Raw genomic sequence first — 15,588 nt, forward strand, 5'->3', positions numbered from 1 at the left:
AGCGACGTGATCACGTGGCGAACCGGGACCGTGGTGTCGCGCGGACGGGCCTGGCCCGGCGCGCAGGAGCTCACCGTCGAGCTCCACGACCCCCTCCCCGGGGCCGACGACACACCCCGCACGACCGTCCGCGCCCTCGCCTACACCGACCTCGTCGGCACCCCCCGCGACGGCGACGGCCTCCTCCTCAACGTCTCCGCGCTCGCCCGAGGGCTCGGCACCGGCGGGTACGCCCTCGTCGTCGGACCCGCCGCCCGCGGGACGCCCGTGCCGCCCGACCCCGCCCCCGGCCCCGGCCACCTCGTCAAGGCCCGCTACACGCCCCTGCAGGCCCTCGTCCTCGGCGTCGACGAGCAGGAGTCCCCCCACCACGACACCCTGCGGGACGCCGACGACCTCGACGCGACCCCCGTCGTCGTCGCCGACCTGCACTCCGCCCTGCCCGCCGTCGTCGCCGGCGCCCGCCACGCCGCGGCGCTCGCGGGCCGCCCGGCGCCCCGCGTCGCGTACGTCATGACCGACGGCGGTGCGCTGCCCGCCGCGTTCTCCCGCACCGTCGCGACCCTGCGCGAGACCGGCTGGCTCGAGGCCTGCGTCACCGTCGGGCAGGCGTTCGGCGGCGACCTCGAGGCCGTGACCGTCCACACCGGCCTCCTCGCGGCCCGCCACGTCGTCGGCGCCGACCTCGTCGTCGTCGCCCAGGGCCCCGGCAACCTCGGCACCGGCACCCGCTGGGGCTACTCCGGCGTCGCCGCCGGGGAGGCCCTCAACGCCACCACCGCGCTCGGCGGGCACGCGGTCGCGTCCCTGCGCGTCTCGGGCGCCGACCCCCGCGATCGCCACCTCGGCGTCTCCCACCACTCCCTCACCGCCTACGGGCGCGTCGCGCTCACCGCGTGCGACGTCGTCGTCCCCGTCCCCGAGCCCGACGTCGAGGCCCTCCCCGGGTGGGGACAGTCCCTCACCGCGCGCCTCACCGAGCAGGCCACCACCCTCACCGAGCCCACCGGGCGCCACCGCCGCGTCGACGTCACCGTCGACACCCCGCTGCTCGACGCGCTGCGCGACGCCCCTGTGCGCCTGTCCACCATGGGCCGCGGCCTCGACCAGGACCCCGCCGCGTTCCTCACCGCCGCCGTCGCCGGCGTCCACGCCGAGAACCTCGCCCGGGCATGACCGCACCCGCGCGAGCGCGCCCCACCCCGACACCGCCCGCACCAGCGCACCGGCCGGGCCCGCGACACCTCGCGCTCGTCGCCACGCTCGCCACCGTCGTGCTCGCCGCCGCCGCGACCGGCACGCCCTGGAGCTGGAACGTCCCCGCCTGGCTCTCCACCCTCTCCGGAGCCCAGGAACCGCCCCCCGAACCGGTGCCCACGGCGACCACCCCACCCGTCGAACCGCCGCCGGTGCCGCTGGACGAGGGCGGGTTCGGCCTCGGCGACTACCTCCTCGCCGTCGCCGGGATCGTCCTGCTCGTCGTCGCCCTCCTCGTCCTGCGCAACGTCCTCGCACGGATCCGCCGCGGCGGCGCACCGGCCCCGCTCGTCACCGCGCCCCCCGGGCACATCCTCCTCGGCACCCCCGAGGACGACGTCGTCCCCCACCTGCGCCACGGGCTGAGCACCGCCGAGCAGCACCTCACCGCCACCGTCCCCCCGCGCGACGCCGTCGTCGCCGCCTGGGTCGCACTCGAGGACGCCGCGGCGCTCGCGGGCGCGCACCGCGACCCCGCCCAGACCCCCACCGAGTTCACCGTCGCCGTGCTCGACCGCACTCCCGCGGACCCCGACGCCGTCGCCACCCTGCGGGCCCTCTACCACCGCGCCCGGTTCCGCGACGCGGACATCGACACCAGCGACGTCCAGACCGCCCGCGAGGCCCTGCACCGCCTCGCCGACGACCTCGCGATCGACGAGACGACCACGCCCCCGACCGACACCCCGCACCGGGCGACCGACGCATGAACCACCTCCCCGCGATCCTGCGCCGCGCCGCGGTGCCCGCGACGCTCGTCGTCCTCACCGCGATCGTCCTCGTCGTCCTCGGCTCGTCCGCCGCGCACGCCCTCATGCTCGCCGCCGCCGCCCTCAGCGCCCTCCTGCTGTGGCACAGCGCCGAGTACACCGGCGACGGGACCTGGCCCCCGCTACCACCCACGCACCGCGACGGCGCCCGACGCGACGTCTCCGACCTCGGCTGGGCCATCCTCGGCAAGGACGGACGCGTCACCGACCGCGCCGCCCGGCGCGTCCGCACCCTCGCCGACCACCAGCTCACCCGGCACGGCCTCCGCGGCGACCTCGCCGACCCCCACCTCGCCGCCCTCGCCGAGCCGCTCCTCGGCACCCCGACCGCGCACGGCCTCCACGACCACGCCACCCACGGCACGCTGCCCACCCCCCGGCAGCTCCAGACCTGGCTCGACGCCGTCGAACGACTCGCCACCACACCACCCCCCGACGAAGGGACACCCCGTTGACCTCCTGGACCGCCCGGCCCGACGACCGGAGCGCCACCGCCGACGTCTCACCCCTGACCGTCACCGAGGTCGCCGAGCACTCCCGACGCATCCTCGACGAGGTCGCCACCGCCGTCGTCGGCATGCGCGAGACCCTCACCCTCGCCCTCGCCACCGTCCTCGCCGGCGGGCACGTGCTCTTCGAGGACGTCCCCGGCCTCGGCAAGACCCTCGCCGCACGCAGCCTCGCCCGCGCCCTCGGCCTCGACTTCGCCCGGCTCCAGTGCACGCCCGACCTCCTGCCCTCCGACATCACCGGGTCCGCCGTCTACGACCCCGCGACCCGCACCTTCGACTTCCGCCCCGGCCCCGTCTTCACCGGTCTCTTCCTCGCCGACGAGATCAACCGGACCGCCCCCAAGACCCAGTCCGCGCTCCTCGAGGCCATGGCCGAGCGCCAGGTCACCGTCGACGGCACCACCCACCCCCTGCCCCGCCCCTTCCACGTCGTCGCCACGTCCAACCCCGTCGAGTACGAAGGCACCTACCCCCTCCCCGAAGCCCAGCTCGACCGCTTCATGGTCCGCCTCGCCGTCGGCTACCCCGCCCGCGACGAAGAGCGCGAGGTCCTCGCCCGCCGCGTCGCCCGCCGCCACGACGACCCCACCGTCACCCAGGTCGTCGACCACACCACCGTCCGCGCCATGCAGGCCGGCGTCGAGACCGTCGACATCGACCCCGACGTCCTCGGCTACTGCGTCGACCTCGCCGCCGCCACCCGCACCCACGACGCCCTCGAGGTCGGCGCCTCCCCCCGCGGCTCCCAGAACCTCGCCCTCCTCGCCCGCGCCGTCGCCGTCCTCGACGGCCGCGACTACGTCCTGCCCGAGGACGTCAAGCGCGTCGCCGTCCCCGTCCTCGCCCACCGCCTCACCCTCACCCCCGCCGCCTGGGCCGCCGACCGCCACCCCGAAGCCCTCGTGCGCTCCCTCCTCACCACCGTCCCCGGCCCCACCACCGTCGCCGGCGGACGGGGGTGAGCACGCCCCCACGACCCGGCACGCCACCCGTGTGGCGCACCACGACGGCGCTCGCGGCCGGGACGACCGTCGGAGTCGTCCTGCTCGCCGTCGGGCTCGTGACACGCCGCGCGGACGTCGCGCTCCTGGGGCTGCCGGCGCTGCTCAGCGCGACGTGGGGACAGACGCGCCGACCGGCCGGGCTCGTGACGGTCGCCGTCGTCCCGGACCCCGAAGCCCCCGCCGGGACCCTCGGCGCCCGGCTGCGGATCACCTCCCCGCCCGGCGTGGAGACGGTCAGCGTCCGGGTCGTGGGCCCGGCGAACCTCACCGCCGAGCGCACGCTCGCCGTCACGGGCACGCCGGAGCGCGAGGTCGCCGTGAGCACGCGCTCCGTCCGCACCGGGCCGCAGCCGTCGTACCGCGTGGACCACGCCGCCTACGGCCCCGAGGGCGTCGAGGAGCAGGTGCCGTCGACCACGGTCGGCCCGCCGCTGCTGGTCCTGCCGCGCCCCGTGGCGCTCGGCCGGGTGCCGCTCGCCTCCCGCCTGCGCGGGCTCGCCGGTCCGCACACGTCACGACGGCCCGGCGAGGGCTCGGAGCTGCGCGACGTCGACGCGTTCCGGCCCGGGGACACCGCACGACGCGTCGACTGGCGCGCGACCGCCAGACGGTCCCCGACGCTCGAGACGCTGTACGTGCGTCGCACGTTCGGCACCGCGGAGGCCACCGTGGTGCTCGTGCTCGACTCGCGCGACGAGGTCGGTCCCGACCTCACCACCTGGGGCGGCGTCGGGTTCCGGCGTCCCGACGAGGCCACGTCGCTCGACCTCGCGCGCCACGCCGCGGCGTCCGTCGCGCAGGTCGTCCTCGACGCCGGCGACCGGGTCGCGCTCGACGACCTCGGCCAGCTCCGACGACCGGTGCGCCCCGGCGGCGGGCGTCGTCACCTGCGGCGCGTCCTGCACGGGCTCGCGCTGGCGCGCCCGGTCGGTGATCCGTCCACGAGGCTGCGCCCGCCACAGGTCCCCGCCGGTGCCGCCGTCTACCTCTTCTCCACCCTGCTCGACGACGAGGCGCCGCGCCTCGCGCGACAGTGGCACGACGCCGGGCACGTCGTCGTGGTCGTCGACACCCTGCCGCCCGTCGCGGTCGCCGACGCGGACCGCAGGGTCGTGCTCGCCTGGCAGATCACCCGCCGGGAGCGCGAGGACCGCGTCGACGTCCTGCGCGCGTCCGGGGTCGACGTCGTGCGGTGGCTGCCCGACCTCCGGACGGACGCCGGCCGGACGGAGCCCGACCCCCGTGGCGCGCTCGAGATGGCTGCTCGTCGCCACGAACGTCGGCTGGCACGTGCCCCGCGAGCCGGCCAGGGGGGTGCGCGATGACCGGGAGCCGCACCTCGCACGACGCCTCGGAGTCGATGGCGCCGCCCCGCGTCGACGTCGAGACCGGCGCGACCGTCGGCGGGCTCGTGCTGCGCCTCGCGCTCCTGCTCGTCGCCGCCGCGTACACGGGGATCGCGCTCCTGCCCGTCGTCGGCGACCCCGCCCTCCGGTGGAGCGTCGCCGTCCTTCTCGGAGCGGTCGTCGCAGGGCTCTGCCGGCCGCCCGTCCCGCACGTCCTCGTCGTCCTCGGCGGGCTGGCGCTCGCGGGCGGGCCCGGCCCTTTCGACCCCGTCGTCCTCGCGCTCCTGCCGCTCGCGCACCTCGTGCTCCGCCTCTCCTGGTGGTGCGCGCACGTCGCGCCGTCCGCCGCCGTCGAGCTGCGCGCGCTCCTGCCGGACGCGCGGCGCCTCGTCGTGATCCAGGTGGCGCTCCAGCTCGTCGGCCTCGTGCTCCTGCTCGTGGCCGGGGCGTCCGCCGTGCCGGTCGGTGTCGCGCTCGGCGGGCTGGCCCTCCTCGGGCTGACGGTGCTCGTCCTGCCGCGGGACTGACGCTCGACCTGCGTGCCGCCCGGTACCGCACCAGGATGGGCAGGACCGAACGTCCACCCGTCCGCCGCGTCGGCGGCGTGCGCACCGACCCGAGGAGGCGCCCCATGGCCGCTCAGAAGGACCTGCCGAAGTACACCGTCCCGTCTCTCACACCGGAGGAGGGTGGGAAGGCTGCGGCGATCCTCCAGGAGCGCCTGCACGCTCTCAACGACCTCCAGCTCACGCTCAAGCACATCCACTGGAACGTCGTCGGACCGCACTTCATCGCGGTCCACGAGATGATCGACCCGCAGGTCGACGCCGTCCGGGCGATGGTCGACGCGATCGCCGAGCGCATCGCGACGCTCGGTGTCTCGCCCCAGGGCACGCCCGGGGCGCTCGTCGCCGGGCGCACGTGGGAGGACTACTCCCTCGGACGTGCCTCGACGATCGCCCACCTCGGCGCGCTCGACGAGGTGTACGTCGGCGTCATCACCGCGCACCGCGAGGCCGCGACGGCGACCGAGGGCCTCGACGACGTGACCAACGACCTGCTCATCGGTCACCTCCACGAGCTCGAGCTCTTCCACTGGTTCGTCCGGGCGCACCTCGAGTCGACCGGCGGCGACCTCTCCACCGCGGGTGCGCGCACCGAGTCCGGAGCGGCCTCGAAGGCCGAGGAAGGTGCCGTCGGCCAGCCCTGACCGGCACCGTACGGACGAAGGGCGCGCCTCCCCCCAGCGGGAGGCGCGCCCTTCTCGTGCGTCGGTTCGTCCGTGCTGGGCGGTGAGGTGTTTCGGGTGGTGGTGCGGGCTGTCGTTGCGCTTGGCACACTATTTATATCGAGAGTCGACTACGGTGGTCTCATGCCGCCGACCGCACGACCCGTCCGCCAGCTGCGCCTCGTCGTCGAGGCGGAGGACTACGACGCCGCGCTCGCCTTCTACCGCGACGTCCTGGGCCTCCCCCAGCGCGTCGCCTACGCCGAGGGTGACGACGAACGGGTCGCGATCCTCGACGTCGGGCACGCGACGCTCGAGATCGCGAACCCCGCGCACAAGCGCGCGATCGACGATCTCGAGGTGGGGCGACAGGTCGCCGGCCACCTCCGCGTGGCGTTCGAGGTGGACGACACCGCGGCCGTCACCTCGCGCCTCGTCGACGCCGGCGCAGAGCTCGTCGCTCCCCCGACCCGCACGCCGTGGAACTCGCTCAACTCACGGCTCGACGCCCCCGCCGGGCTCCACGTGACGCTCTTCCAGGAGCTCGGCAGCGAGGAGGGCGTCCCGCCCGGCGTCCGCACCGAGACCCGGGCCGACGAGGGAGCCGTCCGGCCCGACAGGTCCTGACGCCTCGACCCAGGCGCGCCGCACCTGCTCGAACCGCGTGGGCAGCGGAGCGCGCACGCCGCCGTACCGGGCGTTGGTCCGGTGCACGAAGCGACGCCACGAGAGCACGAGGCCCTGCTTCGTGATGGGCAGGCCGCTCGAGATCGTCACCCCGTTGTCGTGCGTGTGGTGCACGGTGAGCAGCAGCGCGCGCGGCACCGAGCCCTCGAGCTCCGCGGCGAGCTCGTCGCGCACCGCCATCCACAGCCGCAGCACGACGACGACGCTCGCGCTGAGCACGTGCTCGCGCACGGTGCGGTGCTTGCCGTGCGTGAGCACGACGCGCCCCTCCCCCGTGCGCGCCCCGACAGGACCCAGGTCGATCGCGTCGGCGGTGCAGCGCAGCAGGTCGGAGTAGCGCGCGCCGGTCGCCCGCGTCAGGCCGGTGATGACGGCGAGGCGCACGGTCTCGGGCTTCGCCGCCTCGACCATCGCCTCCGTCGCCAGGAGGCGCCACACCCACTCCGCCTCCGCGAGGGAGACGGTCGGGCGGGGGTACCGGGCCGCCGTCGTGCCGACGGGCGGGGTTCCGGGCTCGGTGCCCGGTGCGGGATGGTCCATGGTCGCGAGGGTAGGCGCTTGGCACACTTTTTAGGCGAGAACACGCCGGCTCACCCCGTCGCGACGGCGCGTCGAGCGCCCGGTGCGCCCTCCCGCTGACCGCTCTTTGCATACCTATGCGAGATGGCGCATACTCTTCTCCATGTCCAAGGTCCTCACCTCCCTGCCCGTCGGCGAGCGCGTCGGCATCGCGTTCTCCGGTGGTCTCGACACGTCCGTCGCTGTCGCCTGGATGCGCGACAAGGGCGCCGTGCCCTGCACCTACACCGCCGACATCGGCCAGTACGACGAGCCGGACATCGCCTCGGTGCCGAGCCGCGCGACGGCCTACGGCGCCGAGGTGGCGCGGCTCGTCGACTGCCGCGCCGCACTGGTCGAGGAGGGTCTCGCCGCGCTCGCCACCGGCGCGTTCCACATCCGCTCGGGCGGGCGCTCGTACTTCAACACCACTCCCCTGGGCCGCGCGGTCACGGGAACGCTCCTCGTCCGCGCCATGCGCGAGGACGACGTGCAGATCTGGGGCGACGGCTCGACGTTCAAGGGCAACGACATCGAGCGCTTCTACCGCTACGGGCTCCTGGCGAACCCCCACCTGCGCATCTACAAGCCGTGGCTCGACGCGGACTTCGTCACCGAGCTCGGCGGGCGCACCGAGATGTCGCAGTGGCTGCTGGCGCACGGGCTCCCCTACCGCGACAGCACCGAGAAGGCGTACTCGACCGACGCGAACATCTGGGGCGCGACGCACGAGGCGAAGACGCTCGAGCACCTCGACACCGGCGTCGAGACCGTCGAGCCGATCATGGGCGTGCGCTTCTGGGACCCCGAGGTCGAGATCGCCACGGAGGACGTGACGATCGGCTTCCACGAGGGCCGCCCCGTGACGATCGACGGCCAGGAGTTCGACACCCCCGTCGACCTGGTGATGGCGGCGAACGCCATCGGCGGGCGCCACGGTCTCGGCATGTCCGACCAGATCGAGAACCGGATCATCGAGGCCAAGAGCCGCGGGATCTACGAGGCGCCGGGCATGGCGCTCCTGCACGCCGCGTACGAGCGCCTCGTCAACGCGATCCACAACGAGGACACCCTCGCGCAGTACCACAACGAGGGCCGGCGCCTCGGGCGCCTCATGTACGAGGGCCGCTGGCTCGACCCGCAGGCGCTCATGATCCGCGAGTCCCTGCAGCGCTGGGTGAGCACGGCGGTCACCGGCCAGGTCACGCTGCGGCTGCGTCGTGGCGAGGACTACTCGGTGATGGACACCTCAGGACCCGCGTTCAGCTACCACCCGGACAAGCTCTCCATGGAGCGCACCGAGGACTCGGCGTTCGGTCCCATGGACCGCATCGGCCAGCTCACCATGCGCAACCTCGACATCGCCGACTCGCGCGCGAAGCTCGAGCAGTACGCCCAGCTGGGCATCGTCGGGAGCGCGCACGCGACGCTCGTCGGCGCCGACCAGGGGCAGACGGCGCTCATCGGCGCGATGGCCGAGGGCGGCGCCGAGGTCATCGCGTCGCGCGGCACGGTCGACGCCGACGACGAGCTGCTCGACCGCGCCGCGATGGAGAGCGGCACCGACTGACCGTCGTCGGTAGGGTCGGCACGTGGTGACGAGCACGAGCGCCGGTGACCTGCCGGGCACGATCGCCCGGCCCGTCGACCACGAGCTCGTCGTCAAGAGGTCACGGTTCCTCGCTCACCTCGCGCCCGTGGCGAGCGTCGAGGCGGCCGACGCCGTGGTAGCGCGCGTGCGCAAGGAGCACTGGGACGCACGTCACCACTGCGTCGCGCTCGTCGTCGGGCCGCACGCGGACCAGCAGCGCTCGACGGACGACGGAGAACCCTCCGGCACCGCGGGCGTCCCCATGCTCGAGGTGCTGCGGCACCGCGGGCTCACCGACGTCGTCGCGGTCGTCACGCGGTACTTCGGCGGGGTGCTGCTCGGGGCGGGCGGGCTGGTCCGTGCCTACTCGTCGGCGGTGAGCGAGGCCCTGGACGTCGCGCGCGTCGTGCGCCGCGCCGTGCGCACGGTCGTCACCGTGGACGTCCCGCACGCCGCGGCCGGTCGCCTGCACGGCGTGCTGCAGGACTGGGCGGGCGCGCACGACGCGGTCCTCGCGGGGGTGGCGTACGAGCAGGTCGCGCGCTTCACGCTGCTCGTCGCGCCCGCAGACCTCGACCGGTTCGACGCCGACCTGGCCGCCGCGTCGGCAGGCACACTGGCCGCCGCTCGTGGCGAGCGACGCGTGGTCGACCTGGACCGCTGAGACCTGTCAGGGGACACGATCCGTCAGTCGCTCACGCCGTCCGGGCCCACGACGGCGCCGTCGGGCACGCGCGACGCCCCGCCCGCGTCGTCGAGCCGGGCGTCGTCGACCACGGTCACTCCCCCGCCGAACGACCAGTCCCCCCGGACGGTGAGCGACCGGGCGCCCCGCAGTGACGGCGTGCCGTCGTCGAAGCGCGCGTCGAACCCCGCGATGGTCTTGTAGTGCGCGGTGTCGAGGTCGACGAGCGGCGCGTCGGTCCGCGCGACGAAGCGGTACGCGTCGTCGAGGTCGTAGACGTCCGACCGCAGGACGAGGAGGTCGTTCGTCGTCTTCACGGGCAGGAACCGGTCGCGGCCGACCTCGATCGCCACCGCGCCGTCGAACACCTCGACGGCCGCGCCCATCGCCGACTCGATCTGGATCACCTCGGGCGACGACGGGTCGGTCGGGTCGACCGTCTTCGTGTTCCGGATGAGCGGCAGCTCGAGCACCCCGCCGGTCCGCTCGAGCTCGCCCGCGAGCGCCTCGAGGTCGAACCAGAGGTTGTTCGTGTTGAAGTACCGGTGGCGGGAGATGTCGGCGGCGGCGTCCGCGTCGGCGTCGGGCGTCTGGGCGGTCTCGCGCAGGACGATGCGGCCGTCGGAGCGGCGGACCACGAGGTGGCCGCCCTTGCGGTCGGCGGGCGTGCGGCGGGCGACCTCGGCGGCGAAGGGGGCGCCGGACGCGGCGAACCAGCCGGCCATGGCGGCGTCGGGCGCGGCGCCGAGGTTGTCGGAGTTGGAGACGCTCGCGTAGCGGTAGCCGGCGTCGAGGAGGGCGCGGAGCGCTCCGGAGGCGTGGAGGGCGGTGTAGAGGTCGCCGTGGCCGGGCGGGCACCACTCGAGCTCGGGGTCGGCGGGCCAGTCGACGGGCGTGAGGTCGGTGGCGAGGAGCTTGGGCTCGCGGTTCTGGAGGAAGTCGAGCGGCAGGCCCTCGACAGGGAGGTCGTCGTGGGGGGCGAGGGCGGCGAGGGTGTCGGCCCGGGTGCGGAAGCTGTTCATGAGGAGCAGCGGCAGGGTGGCACCGGTGGCGCGCCGGGCGGCGCGGACCTGGGCGACGATGACGTCGAGGAAGGTCAGGGGTCCGGCCTCCGTGCCCTGGTGCGGGTCGGCGTCGCGGACTGTGAGGAGAGACTTGGCACGGTCCATGCCCATGGAGGTGCCGAGGCCGCCGTTGAGCTTGATGATCGCGGTGCGTTCAAGGGCGGTGCGGGCGTCGTCGGCGGGGACGTCGATCGCGTCGCGGTGCGCGACGTCGGTGAGGGGTTCGACGTCGGCCTCGGGGATCATCCCGGTCTCGCCGGACTCGAGGAGGCGGTAGAACCGCGTGAAGACGTCGACGGCGGCGGTGGCGACCCCGGCGTCGCGCATGCGCTGCTGTGACTGCTCGAGACCGGGGGCGTCCGTCGGGCTGCTCATGTCCCGATGCTAGGGGCGGGTGCTGCTTCCCGGCTCGGGCGGGCGGGTGAGACGCGGGTCACATGCCTACCGTGGGGTGATGGACGACGCGTCGGTGGCCGGATCGGCCGACTGGCTGGGCTCGTGGTTCTGGGCCGGGGACTACGACGTCGCACGCGAGGTGCTGCAGCGCGGCACGGCGGCGATCCTGGTCGTCGCGTTCTGGGCGGTCGTGCGGCAGTGGCGGCCTCTGCTGGGCGCGCGCGGGCTGACGCCGGCGGTGCGGGTGCTCGACCGCACGCGGTGGCGGGACGCTCCGAGCGTGCTGCGGTGGCGGTGCACGGACGGGTTCGTGGTGGGCCTGGGCTGGGGCGGCGTCGCGGTGGGCGCGCTGCTCGTGGCGGGCGTCCCGCAGCTCGGGCCGTGGTGGGTCACGACGCTCGCGTTCCTCCTCCTGTGGGTGGTCTACCTGTCGGTGGTGAACGCCGGGGGGCGGTTCTACGGGTTCGGGTGGGAGTCGCTGCTGTGCGAGGTGACGTTCCTCGTCGCGTGGCTGGGCTCGTCGGGCGAGCACGTGGCGCCTCCCCTGCTGGTGATCCTGCTGGCGCGGTGGTGCCTGTTCCGCGTCGAGCTCGGTGCGGGCCTGATCAAGATCCGTGGCGACCGGGCATGGCGCGATCTCACGGCGCTGGACTATCACCACGAGACGCAGCCGCTGCCCGGGCCGTTCTCGTGGCACGCGCACCACGCGCCGCGGTGGTGGCACCGGGTGGAGGTGGCGGGGAACCACGTGACGCAGCTCGTGGTCCCGTTCCTGTTCTTCGCGCCGCAGCCGGTGGCGTCCTGGGCGGGCGCCGTGGTCGTGCTCACGCAGCTGTGGCTCGTGGTGACGGGGAACTTCGCGTGGCTGAACTGGCTGACGGTCGTGCTGGGGCTGTCGCTCGTGAGCGACGGGTCGTGGGCGGCCGTGGGCGGCTGGCTCGGCGCGTCGCCCTCGGGGACCGCCGTGCCCGACGGCGCGGGCGGCCTCGGCGGGCCCGTCGCCCAGGTCGTGGTGGTCGTCGTGGTGAGCGCGCTGCTGCTCGTGCTCAGCTACCGCCCGGCGCGCAACCTCGTGGCGCGGCGCCAGCTCATGAACGCGAGCTTCGACCCGTTGCGGCTGGTCAACGCGTACGGCGCTTTCGGGTCGGTGACGCGGCGGCGCGACGAGGTCGTGCTGGAGGGGACGACGGCGCGCTCCCCCGGGCCGGACGACTGGGTCGAGTACGCGTTCCGCGGCAAACCGGGCGACGTGCGCCGTCGTCCGCCGCAGGTCGCGCCGTACCACCTGCGGCTCGACTGGCAGATGTGGTTCCTCGCGCTGGGCTCACCGGGCGTGCGGTGGTTCGAGGTGCTGCTCCTGCGGCTCCTCGAGGCCGATCCCGCGACGCTGCGCCTGCTGCGCGCCGACCCGTTCGGCGCGGATCCCGCGGGGCCCGCGCCGCGCTGGGTCCGCGCGCGACTCTTCCGGTACCGGTTCTCGACGCGCGAGGAACGCCGGCGCACCGGCGCGTGGTGGGTGCGGCACGAGCTCGCGGTCCTCGTCGACCCCGTCGACCTCGCCCGGATGCGACGCCTCCTCGGCCCGGACGCCTAGCTCCGGCACGAGCCGAGATCGGCACTCCGGCGTCAGATCGGCACTCCGGAGAACGGATCTCGCGCCGATCTGCCGGTCTCGCGGCGACGAGGTCGCCGCCTGCCGCTCACTCGAAGCGCGACGGGTCGCCCGCGCCGACGCGCACGACCTCGGGCACGCCGTCGGACACGTCGACGACCGTGGTGGGTGCGCTGCCGCGCTCGCCCCCGTCGACGACGGCGTCGATCACGTGGTCGAGCTCCTCCTTGATCGCCCATCCGTCGGTGAGCGCCTCGTCCGAGCCCGGGAGGATGAGCGAGCTCGACAGGATGGGCTCGCCCAGCGCCGCGACGATCGCCTGGGCGACTGTGTCGTCCGGGATCCGGACGCCCACGGTCCGCTTCTTCGGGTGCGCGAGGCGGCGCGGCACCTCCGACGTCGCCCGCATGATGAACGTGTACGGGCCCGGGGTGGCGGCCTTGATCGCGCGGAACGCGGAGTTGTCGACCATGACGAAGTGCCCGAGCTGCGCGAAGTCCGCGCACACGAGCGTGAAGTGGTGCTTGTCGTCGAGGTGGCGGATGCGCCGGATGCGCTCCGTGCCCTCGCGGTCGTCCATGCGGCACCCGAGCGCGTAGCCGGAGTCGGTCGGGTAGGCGACGAGACCGCCGTCGCCGAGCAGCGCGACGACCTGCGCGATCACGCGCGGCTGCGGGTTGTCGGGGTGCACGTCGAGGTAGCGGGCCATGCGCCCGAGCCTAGGCCGGGACCGCGGCGAGCACCCGGCGCAGCTCGGCCGGGCTCGAGTTCCCGCCCGTGCACACGACGCCCACGCGGCGGCCGGCGAACCGGTCCGGGTCGGCGAGGACCGCGGCGAGCCCCGCCGCCCCGGCGGTCTCGGCGACCGTGCGCGCCCCCGTGAGGAAGAGGCCGGCCGCGCGGTCGAGCGCGTCGTCGTCCACGAGGACGAAGTCGTCGAGCTGGGCGCGCAGGATCTCCTGGGTGAGGGCGAACCCGCAGCCCGTCGCGAGGCCCTCCGCACGACTGGCGTTGACCGCCGTCCGCAGCGTGCCCGAGCGCCACGAGTCGTGGGCGGCGGGCGACGCGGACGACTGCACCGCGACGACCTCGATGTCGGGCGCGAGCGCGCGGGCCACGAGGCACGCGGCCGCGGCGCCGCTGCCCCCGCCGACCGGGACGACGAGCACGTCGAGGTCCGGCGCCTGCTCCAGGAGCTCGAGGTACGCCGTCGCGACGCCGGCCACGAGCAGCGGCTCGTTCGCGGCGCTGACCAGGCGCGCGCCGGTCTCCGCCGCGAGCGCCGCGGCGCGCTCCCGGGCGTCGTCGAACGTCGCTCCGTGCAGCACGAGGCGCGCGCCGAGGGTGCGTACGGCGTGCGCCTTGGTGGGGTTCGGGTCCGTGGGCATGACGATCGTGCAGGACGTGCCGGTGGCCCGGGCGGCGTGGGCGACGGCCTGGGCGTGGTTGCCCGTGGAGAACGCGACGACGCCGCGGGCGCGCTCGTCGGGGGTGGTGCGCAGGAGGAGGTTGAGGGCTCCGCGGACCTTGAACGCACCGGTGGGCTGGAGGTTCTCGTGCTTGACGACGACGTGTGCGCCGGTGGCGGTGTCGAGGGGCTCGTAGGAGCGCACGGGCGTGGGCTCGAGGTGGGCGGCGAGGGTGCGTCGCGCGTCGAGGACGTCGCGCAGGGTGGGCGGGACGAGGTCCGACGGCGCAGCCGTGCGGAGCGCTGCGGTCGACGGCGCGGGGTCGGTGTCGGTCATGGGTCCACGGTGACCCCGGACGACGCATAGGTCCAATGCCTGTTCTCTCGCTATCGATCGATACGTTCTATGGTTTGGCCCAGGGTGGTCGCCGAGTCGTCCCACAGGCGTCGTGCGGCCACGGGCTGGGACCGGGGCTCGTGCTGGGGCGGAGGGAGCGACGATGGACCTGACGAGGCTGCGCGTGCTGGCCGCTGTGGCGCGCGAGGGGTCGGTCACGGGCGCTGCGCGCGCGCTGCACTACGCGCAGCCGTCGGTGAGCCACCACCTGGCGCGTCTCGAGGCGGAGGTGGGGGTGCCGCTCGTGGAGCGGGTCGGGCGAGGCATCCGTCTGACGGACGCGGGCCGTCTGTTGGCGGCGCGCGCGGAGGAGATCCTGGGCCGCGTCGGTGCGGCGCGTGAGGAGGTGGAGGCTCTCGCGGGGCTCGCGGCCGGCCGGGTCCGGCTGGCGGCCTTCCCGTCGGCGCTCGCGACGCTCGTGCCCGACGTCGTCGCGCGCCTCGCGGTGGACCACCCCGGCCTGGTGGTGGGTCTGGTGGAGGCGGAGCCCCCCGAGGCGCTGGCAGCCTTGCGCCGCGGCACGGTGGACGTGGCGCTGGTGTTCGAGCACGACCGCTCGCCCGCGGACCTCGACGGGCTCGTGCCGGTGCCGGTGCTCGAGGAGGAGCTGTCGGTCGTGACGTCCCGGACGGTGCCCGGAGCTGCTGGCGGCGACGCTCCCGTGGACCCCGCGCGACCCACGGTGGCGGCAGCGTCCGACCTGGCGCGGTTCGCCGACGCGCCGTGGATCGCGGGGTGCGAGCGGTGCCGGGCCGACCTCGTGGGCCGGTGCGAACGTGCGGGCTTCACGCCGCGGATCGCGTTCGAGACGGACGACTACGTCGCGGTCCAGTCGCTCGTCGCGGCGGGCGTGGGGGTCTCGGTGCTCCCCGCGCTGGCGCTGCGCGCGCACCGAAACCCGCGCGTCGTGACCCGTGCGCTGCCCGGCGCCGCGCGGCGCGTGCTGGCGGTCACGTACGGGGACCGTCCGCCTCCGGGTGCGCGCGCCGTCGTCGACGGGCTCGTGGCCGCGTCGGCGGCCCCGACGACCACGGGGTGATCCACCGTCGAGCACGGGATCGTCCACCGGATCC

Annotated in this window: 15 protein-coding genes; 12 read left to right on the top strand and 3 right to left on the bottom strand. The window is 75.0% G+C overall.

The window, feature by feature from the left end; genetic code table 11:
- Positions 1-6 precede the first annotated feature (6 nt).
- From V5D56_RS14080 to V5D56_RS14125, 10 genes are all read left to right on the top strand, one after another.
- Entirely contained in the window at positions 7-1,176 is a 1,170-nt protein-coding gene (locus tag V5D56_RS14080) for a DUF3866 family protein (RefSeq protein ID WP_435735921.1), read from the top strand.
- Positions 1,173-1,967, top strand: coding sequence for a DUF4129 domain-containing protein (locus V5D56_RS14085; RefSeq protein WP_435735922.1), 795 nt, complete (start codon positions 1,173-1,175; stop codon positions 1,965-1,967). The genes V5D56_RS14080 and V5D56_RS14085 overlap by 4 nt, the downstream gene beginning before the upstream one ends.
- Positions 1,964-2,482: a hypothetical protein gene (locus V5D56_RS14090; protein ID WP_435735923.1), complete on the top strand. Its 519-nt coding sequence runs from the start codon at positions 1,964-1,966 to the stop codon at positions 2,480-2,482. The genes V5D56_RS14085 and V5D56_RS14090 overlap by 4 nt, the downstream gene beginning before the upstream one ends.
- Positions 2,479-3,501, top strand: a complete 1,023-nt coding sequence (locus V5D56_RS14095) for an AAA family ATPase (RefSeq protein ID WP_435735924.1) — start codon at positions 2,479-2,481, stop codon at positions 3,499-3,501. The genes V5D56_RS14090 and V5D56_RS14095 overlap by 4 nt, the downstream gene beginning before the upstream one ends.
- Positions 3,498-4,868 (top strand): DUF58 domain-containing protein, encoded by a 1,371-nt coding sequence (locus V5D56_RS14100; protein WP_435735925.1) that lies wholly within the window; start codon positions 3,498-3,500, stop codon positions 4,866-4,868. Before V5D56_RS14095 ends, V5D56_RS14100 begins: the two co-directional genes overlap by 4 nt.
- Positions 4,865-5,416 (top strand): hypothetical protein, encoded by a 552-nt coding sequence (locus V5D56_RS14105; RefSeq protein WP_435735926.1) that lies wholly within the window; start codon positions 4,865-4,867, stop codon positions 5,414-5,416. The genes V5D56_RS14100 and V5D56_RS14105 overlap by 4 nt, the downstream gene beginning before the upstream one ends.
- 104 nt (positions 5,417-5,520) lie before the next feature.
- Positions 5,521-6,099 (top strand): Dps family protein, encoded by a 579-nt coding sequence (locus V5D56_RS14110; protein WP_435735927.1) that lies wholly within the window; start codon positions 5,521-5,523, stop codon positions 6,097-6,099.
- A gap of 162 nt (positions 6,100-6,261) precedes the next feature.
- Complete coding sequence (locus V5D56_RS14115; protein WP_435735928.1) at positions 6,262-6,744, top strand: VOC family protein; 483 nt, start codon at positions 6,262-6,264, stop codon at positions 6,742-6,744.
- Positions 6,745-7,486: 742 nt separating this feature from the next.
- Positions 7,487-8,932: an argininosuccinate synthase gene (gene argG / locus V5D56_RS14120; protein ID WP_435735929.1), complete on the top strand. Its 1,446-nt coding sequence runs from the start codon at positions 7,487-7,489 to the stop codon at positions 8,930-8,932.
- 22 nt (positions 8,933-8,954) lie between these two features.
- Complete coding sequence (locus tag V5D56_RS14125) at positions 8,955-9,617, top strand: IMPACT family protein (protein WP_435735930.1); 663 nt, start codon at positions 8,955-8,957, stop codon at positions 9,615-9,617.
- A gap of 23 nt (positions 9,618-9,640) precedes the next feature.
- On the opposite strand, the gene V5D56_RS14130 is transcribed toward V5D56_RS14125, so the two are convergent.
- Entirely contained in the window at positions 9,641-11,077 is a 1,437-nt protein-coding gene (locus V5D56_RS14130; protein ID WP_435735931.1) for a UTP--glucose-1-phosphate uridylyltransferase, read from the bottom strand.
- Positions 11,078-11,156: 79 nt separating this feature from the next.
- Here V5D56_RS14130 and V5D56_RS14135 point away from each other — a divergent pair, with 79 nt between their 5' ends.
- Positions 11,157-12,692: a lipase maturation factor family protein gene (locus V5D56_RS14135; RefSeq protein ID WP_435735932.1), complete on the top strand. Its 1,536-nt coding sequence runs from the start codon at positions 11,157-11,159 to the stop codon at positions 12,690-12,692.
- A gap of 106 nt (positions 12,693-12,798) precedes the next feature.
- On the opposite strand, the gene V5D56_RS14140 is transcribed toward V5D56_RS14135, so the two are convergent.
- Together V5D56_RS14140 and V5D56_RS14145 are read right to left on the bottom strand one after the other, a co-directional pair.
- Positions 12,799-13,419: an L-threonylcarbamoyladenylate synthase gene (locus tag V5D56_RS14140; RefSeq protein ID WP_435735933.1), complete on the bottom strand. Its 621-nt coding sequence runs from the start codon at positions 13,417-13,419 to the stop codon at positions 12,799-12,801.
- Positions 13,420-13,429: 10 nt separating this feature from the next.
- A complete protein-coding gene (locus V5D56_RS14145; RefSeq protein WP_435735934.1) occupies positions 13,430-14,455 on the bottom strand; it encodes a threonine ammonia-lyase in 1,026 nt (341 codons plus the stop codon).
- A 163-nt stretch (positions 14,456-14,618) separates the two neighbouring features.
- Here V5D56_RS14145 and V5D56_RS14150 point away from each other — a divergent pair, with 163 nt between their 5' ends.
- Positions 14,619-15,554: a LysR family transcriptional regulator gene (locus V5D56_RS14150; RefSeq protein ID WP_435735935.1), complete on the top strand. Its 936-nt coding sequence runs from the start codon at positions 14,619-14,621 to the stop codon at positions 15,552-15,554.
- Positions 15,555-15,588: the final 34 nt, after the last annotated feature.

Source organism: Cellulosimicrobium sp. PMB13 (genome assembly GCF_051294865.1).
In the GTDB taxonomy this organism is placed as follows: domain Bacteria; phylum Actinomycetota; class Actinomycetes; order Actinomycetales; family Cellulomonadaceae; genus Cellulosimicrobium.

What these genes read in the sequence shown, in the direction of transcription:
- V5D56_RS14150 (WP_435735935.1), top strand. Translation starts at nt 14,619, where the DNA reads ATGGACCTGACGAGGCTGCGCGTGCTGGCCGCTGTGGCGCGCGAGGGG.
- V5D56_RS14110 (WP_435735927.1), top strand. Translation starts at nt 5,521, where the DNA reads ATGGCCGCTCAGAAGGACCTGCCGAAGTACACCGTCCCGTCTCTCACA.
- V5D56_RS14105 (WP_435735926.1), top strand. Translation starts at nt 4,865, where the DNA reads ATGACCGGGAGCCGCACCTCGCACGACGCCTCGGAGTCGATGGCGCCG.
- V5D56_RS14085 (WP_435735922.1), top strand. Translation starts at nt 1,173, where the DNA reads ATGACCGCACCCGCGCGAGCGCGCCCCACCCCGACACCGCCCGCACCA.
- V5D56_RS14135 (WP_435735932.1), top strand. Translation starts at nt 11,157, where the DNA reads ATGGACGACGCGTCGGTGGCCGGATCGGCCGACTGGCTGGGCTCGTGG.
- V5D56_RS14115 (WP_435735928.1), top strand. Translation starts at nt 6,262, where the DNA reads ATGCCGCCGACCGCACGACCCGTCCGCCAGCTGCGCCTCGTCGTCGAG.
- V5D56_RS14140 (WP_435735933.1), bottom strand. Translation starts at nt 13,419, where the DNA reads ATGGCCCGCTACCTCGACGTGCACCCCGACAACCCGCAGCCGCGCGTG.
- V5D56_RS14090 (WP_435735923.1), top strand. Translation starts at nt 1,964, where the DNA reads ATGAACCACCTCCCCGCGATCCTGCGCCGCGCCGCGGTGCCCGCGACG.
- argG (WP_435735929.1), top strand. Translation starts at nt 7,487, where the DNA reads ATGTCCAAGGTCCTCACCTCCCTGCCCGTCGGCGAGCGCGTCGGCATC.
- V5D56_RS14130 (WP_435735931.1), bottom strand. Translation starts at nt 11,077, where the DNA reads ATGAGCAGCCCGACGGACGCCCCCGGTCTCGAGCAGTCACAGCAGCGC.
- V5D56_RS14145 (WP_435735934.1), bottom strand. Translation starts at nt 14,455, where the DNA reads ATGACCGACACCGACCCCGCGCCGTCGACCGCAGCGCTCCGCACGGCT.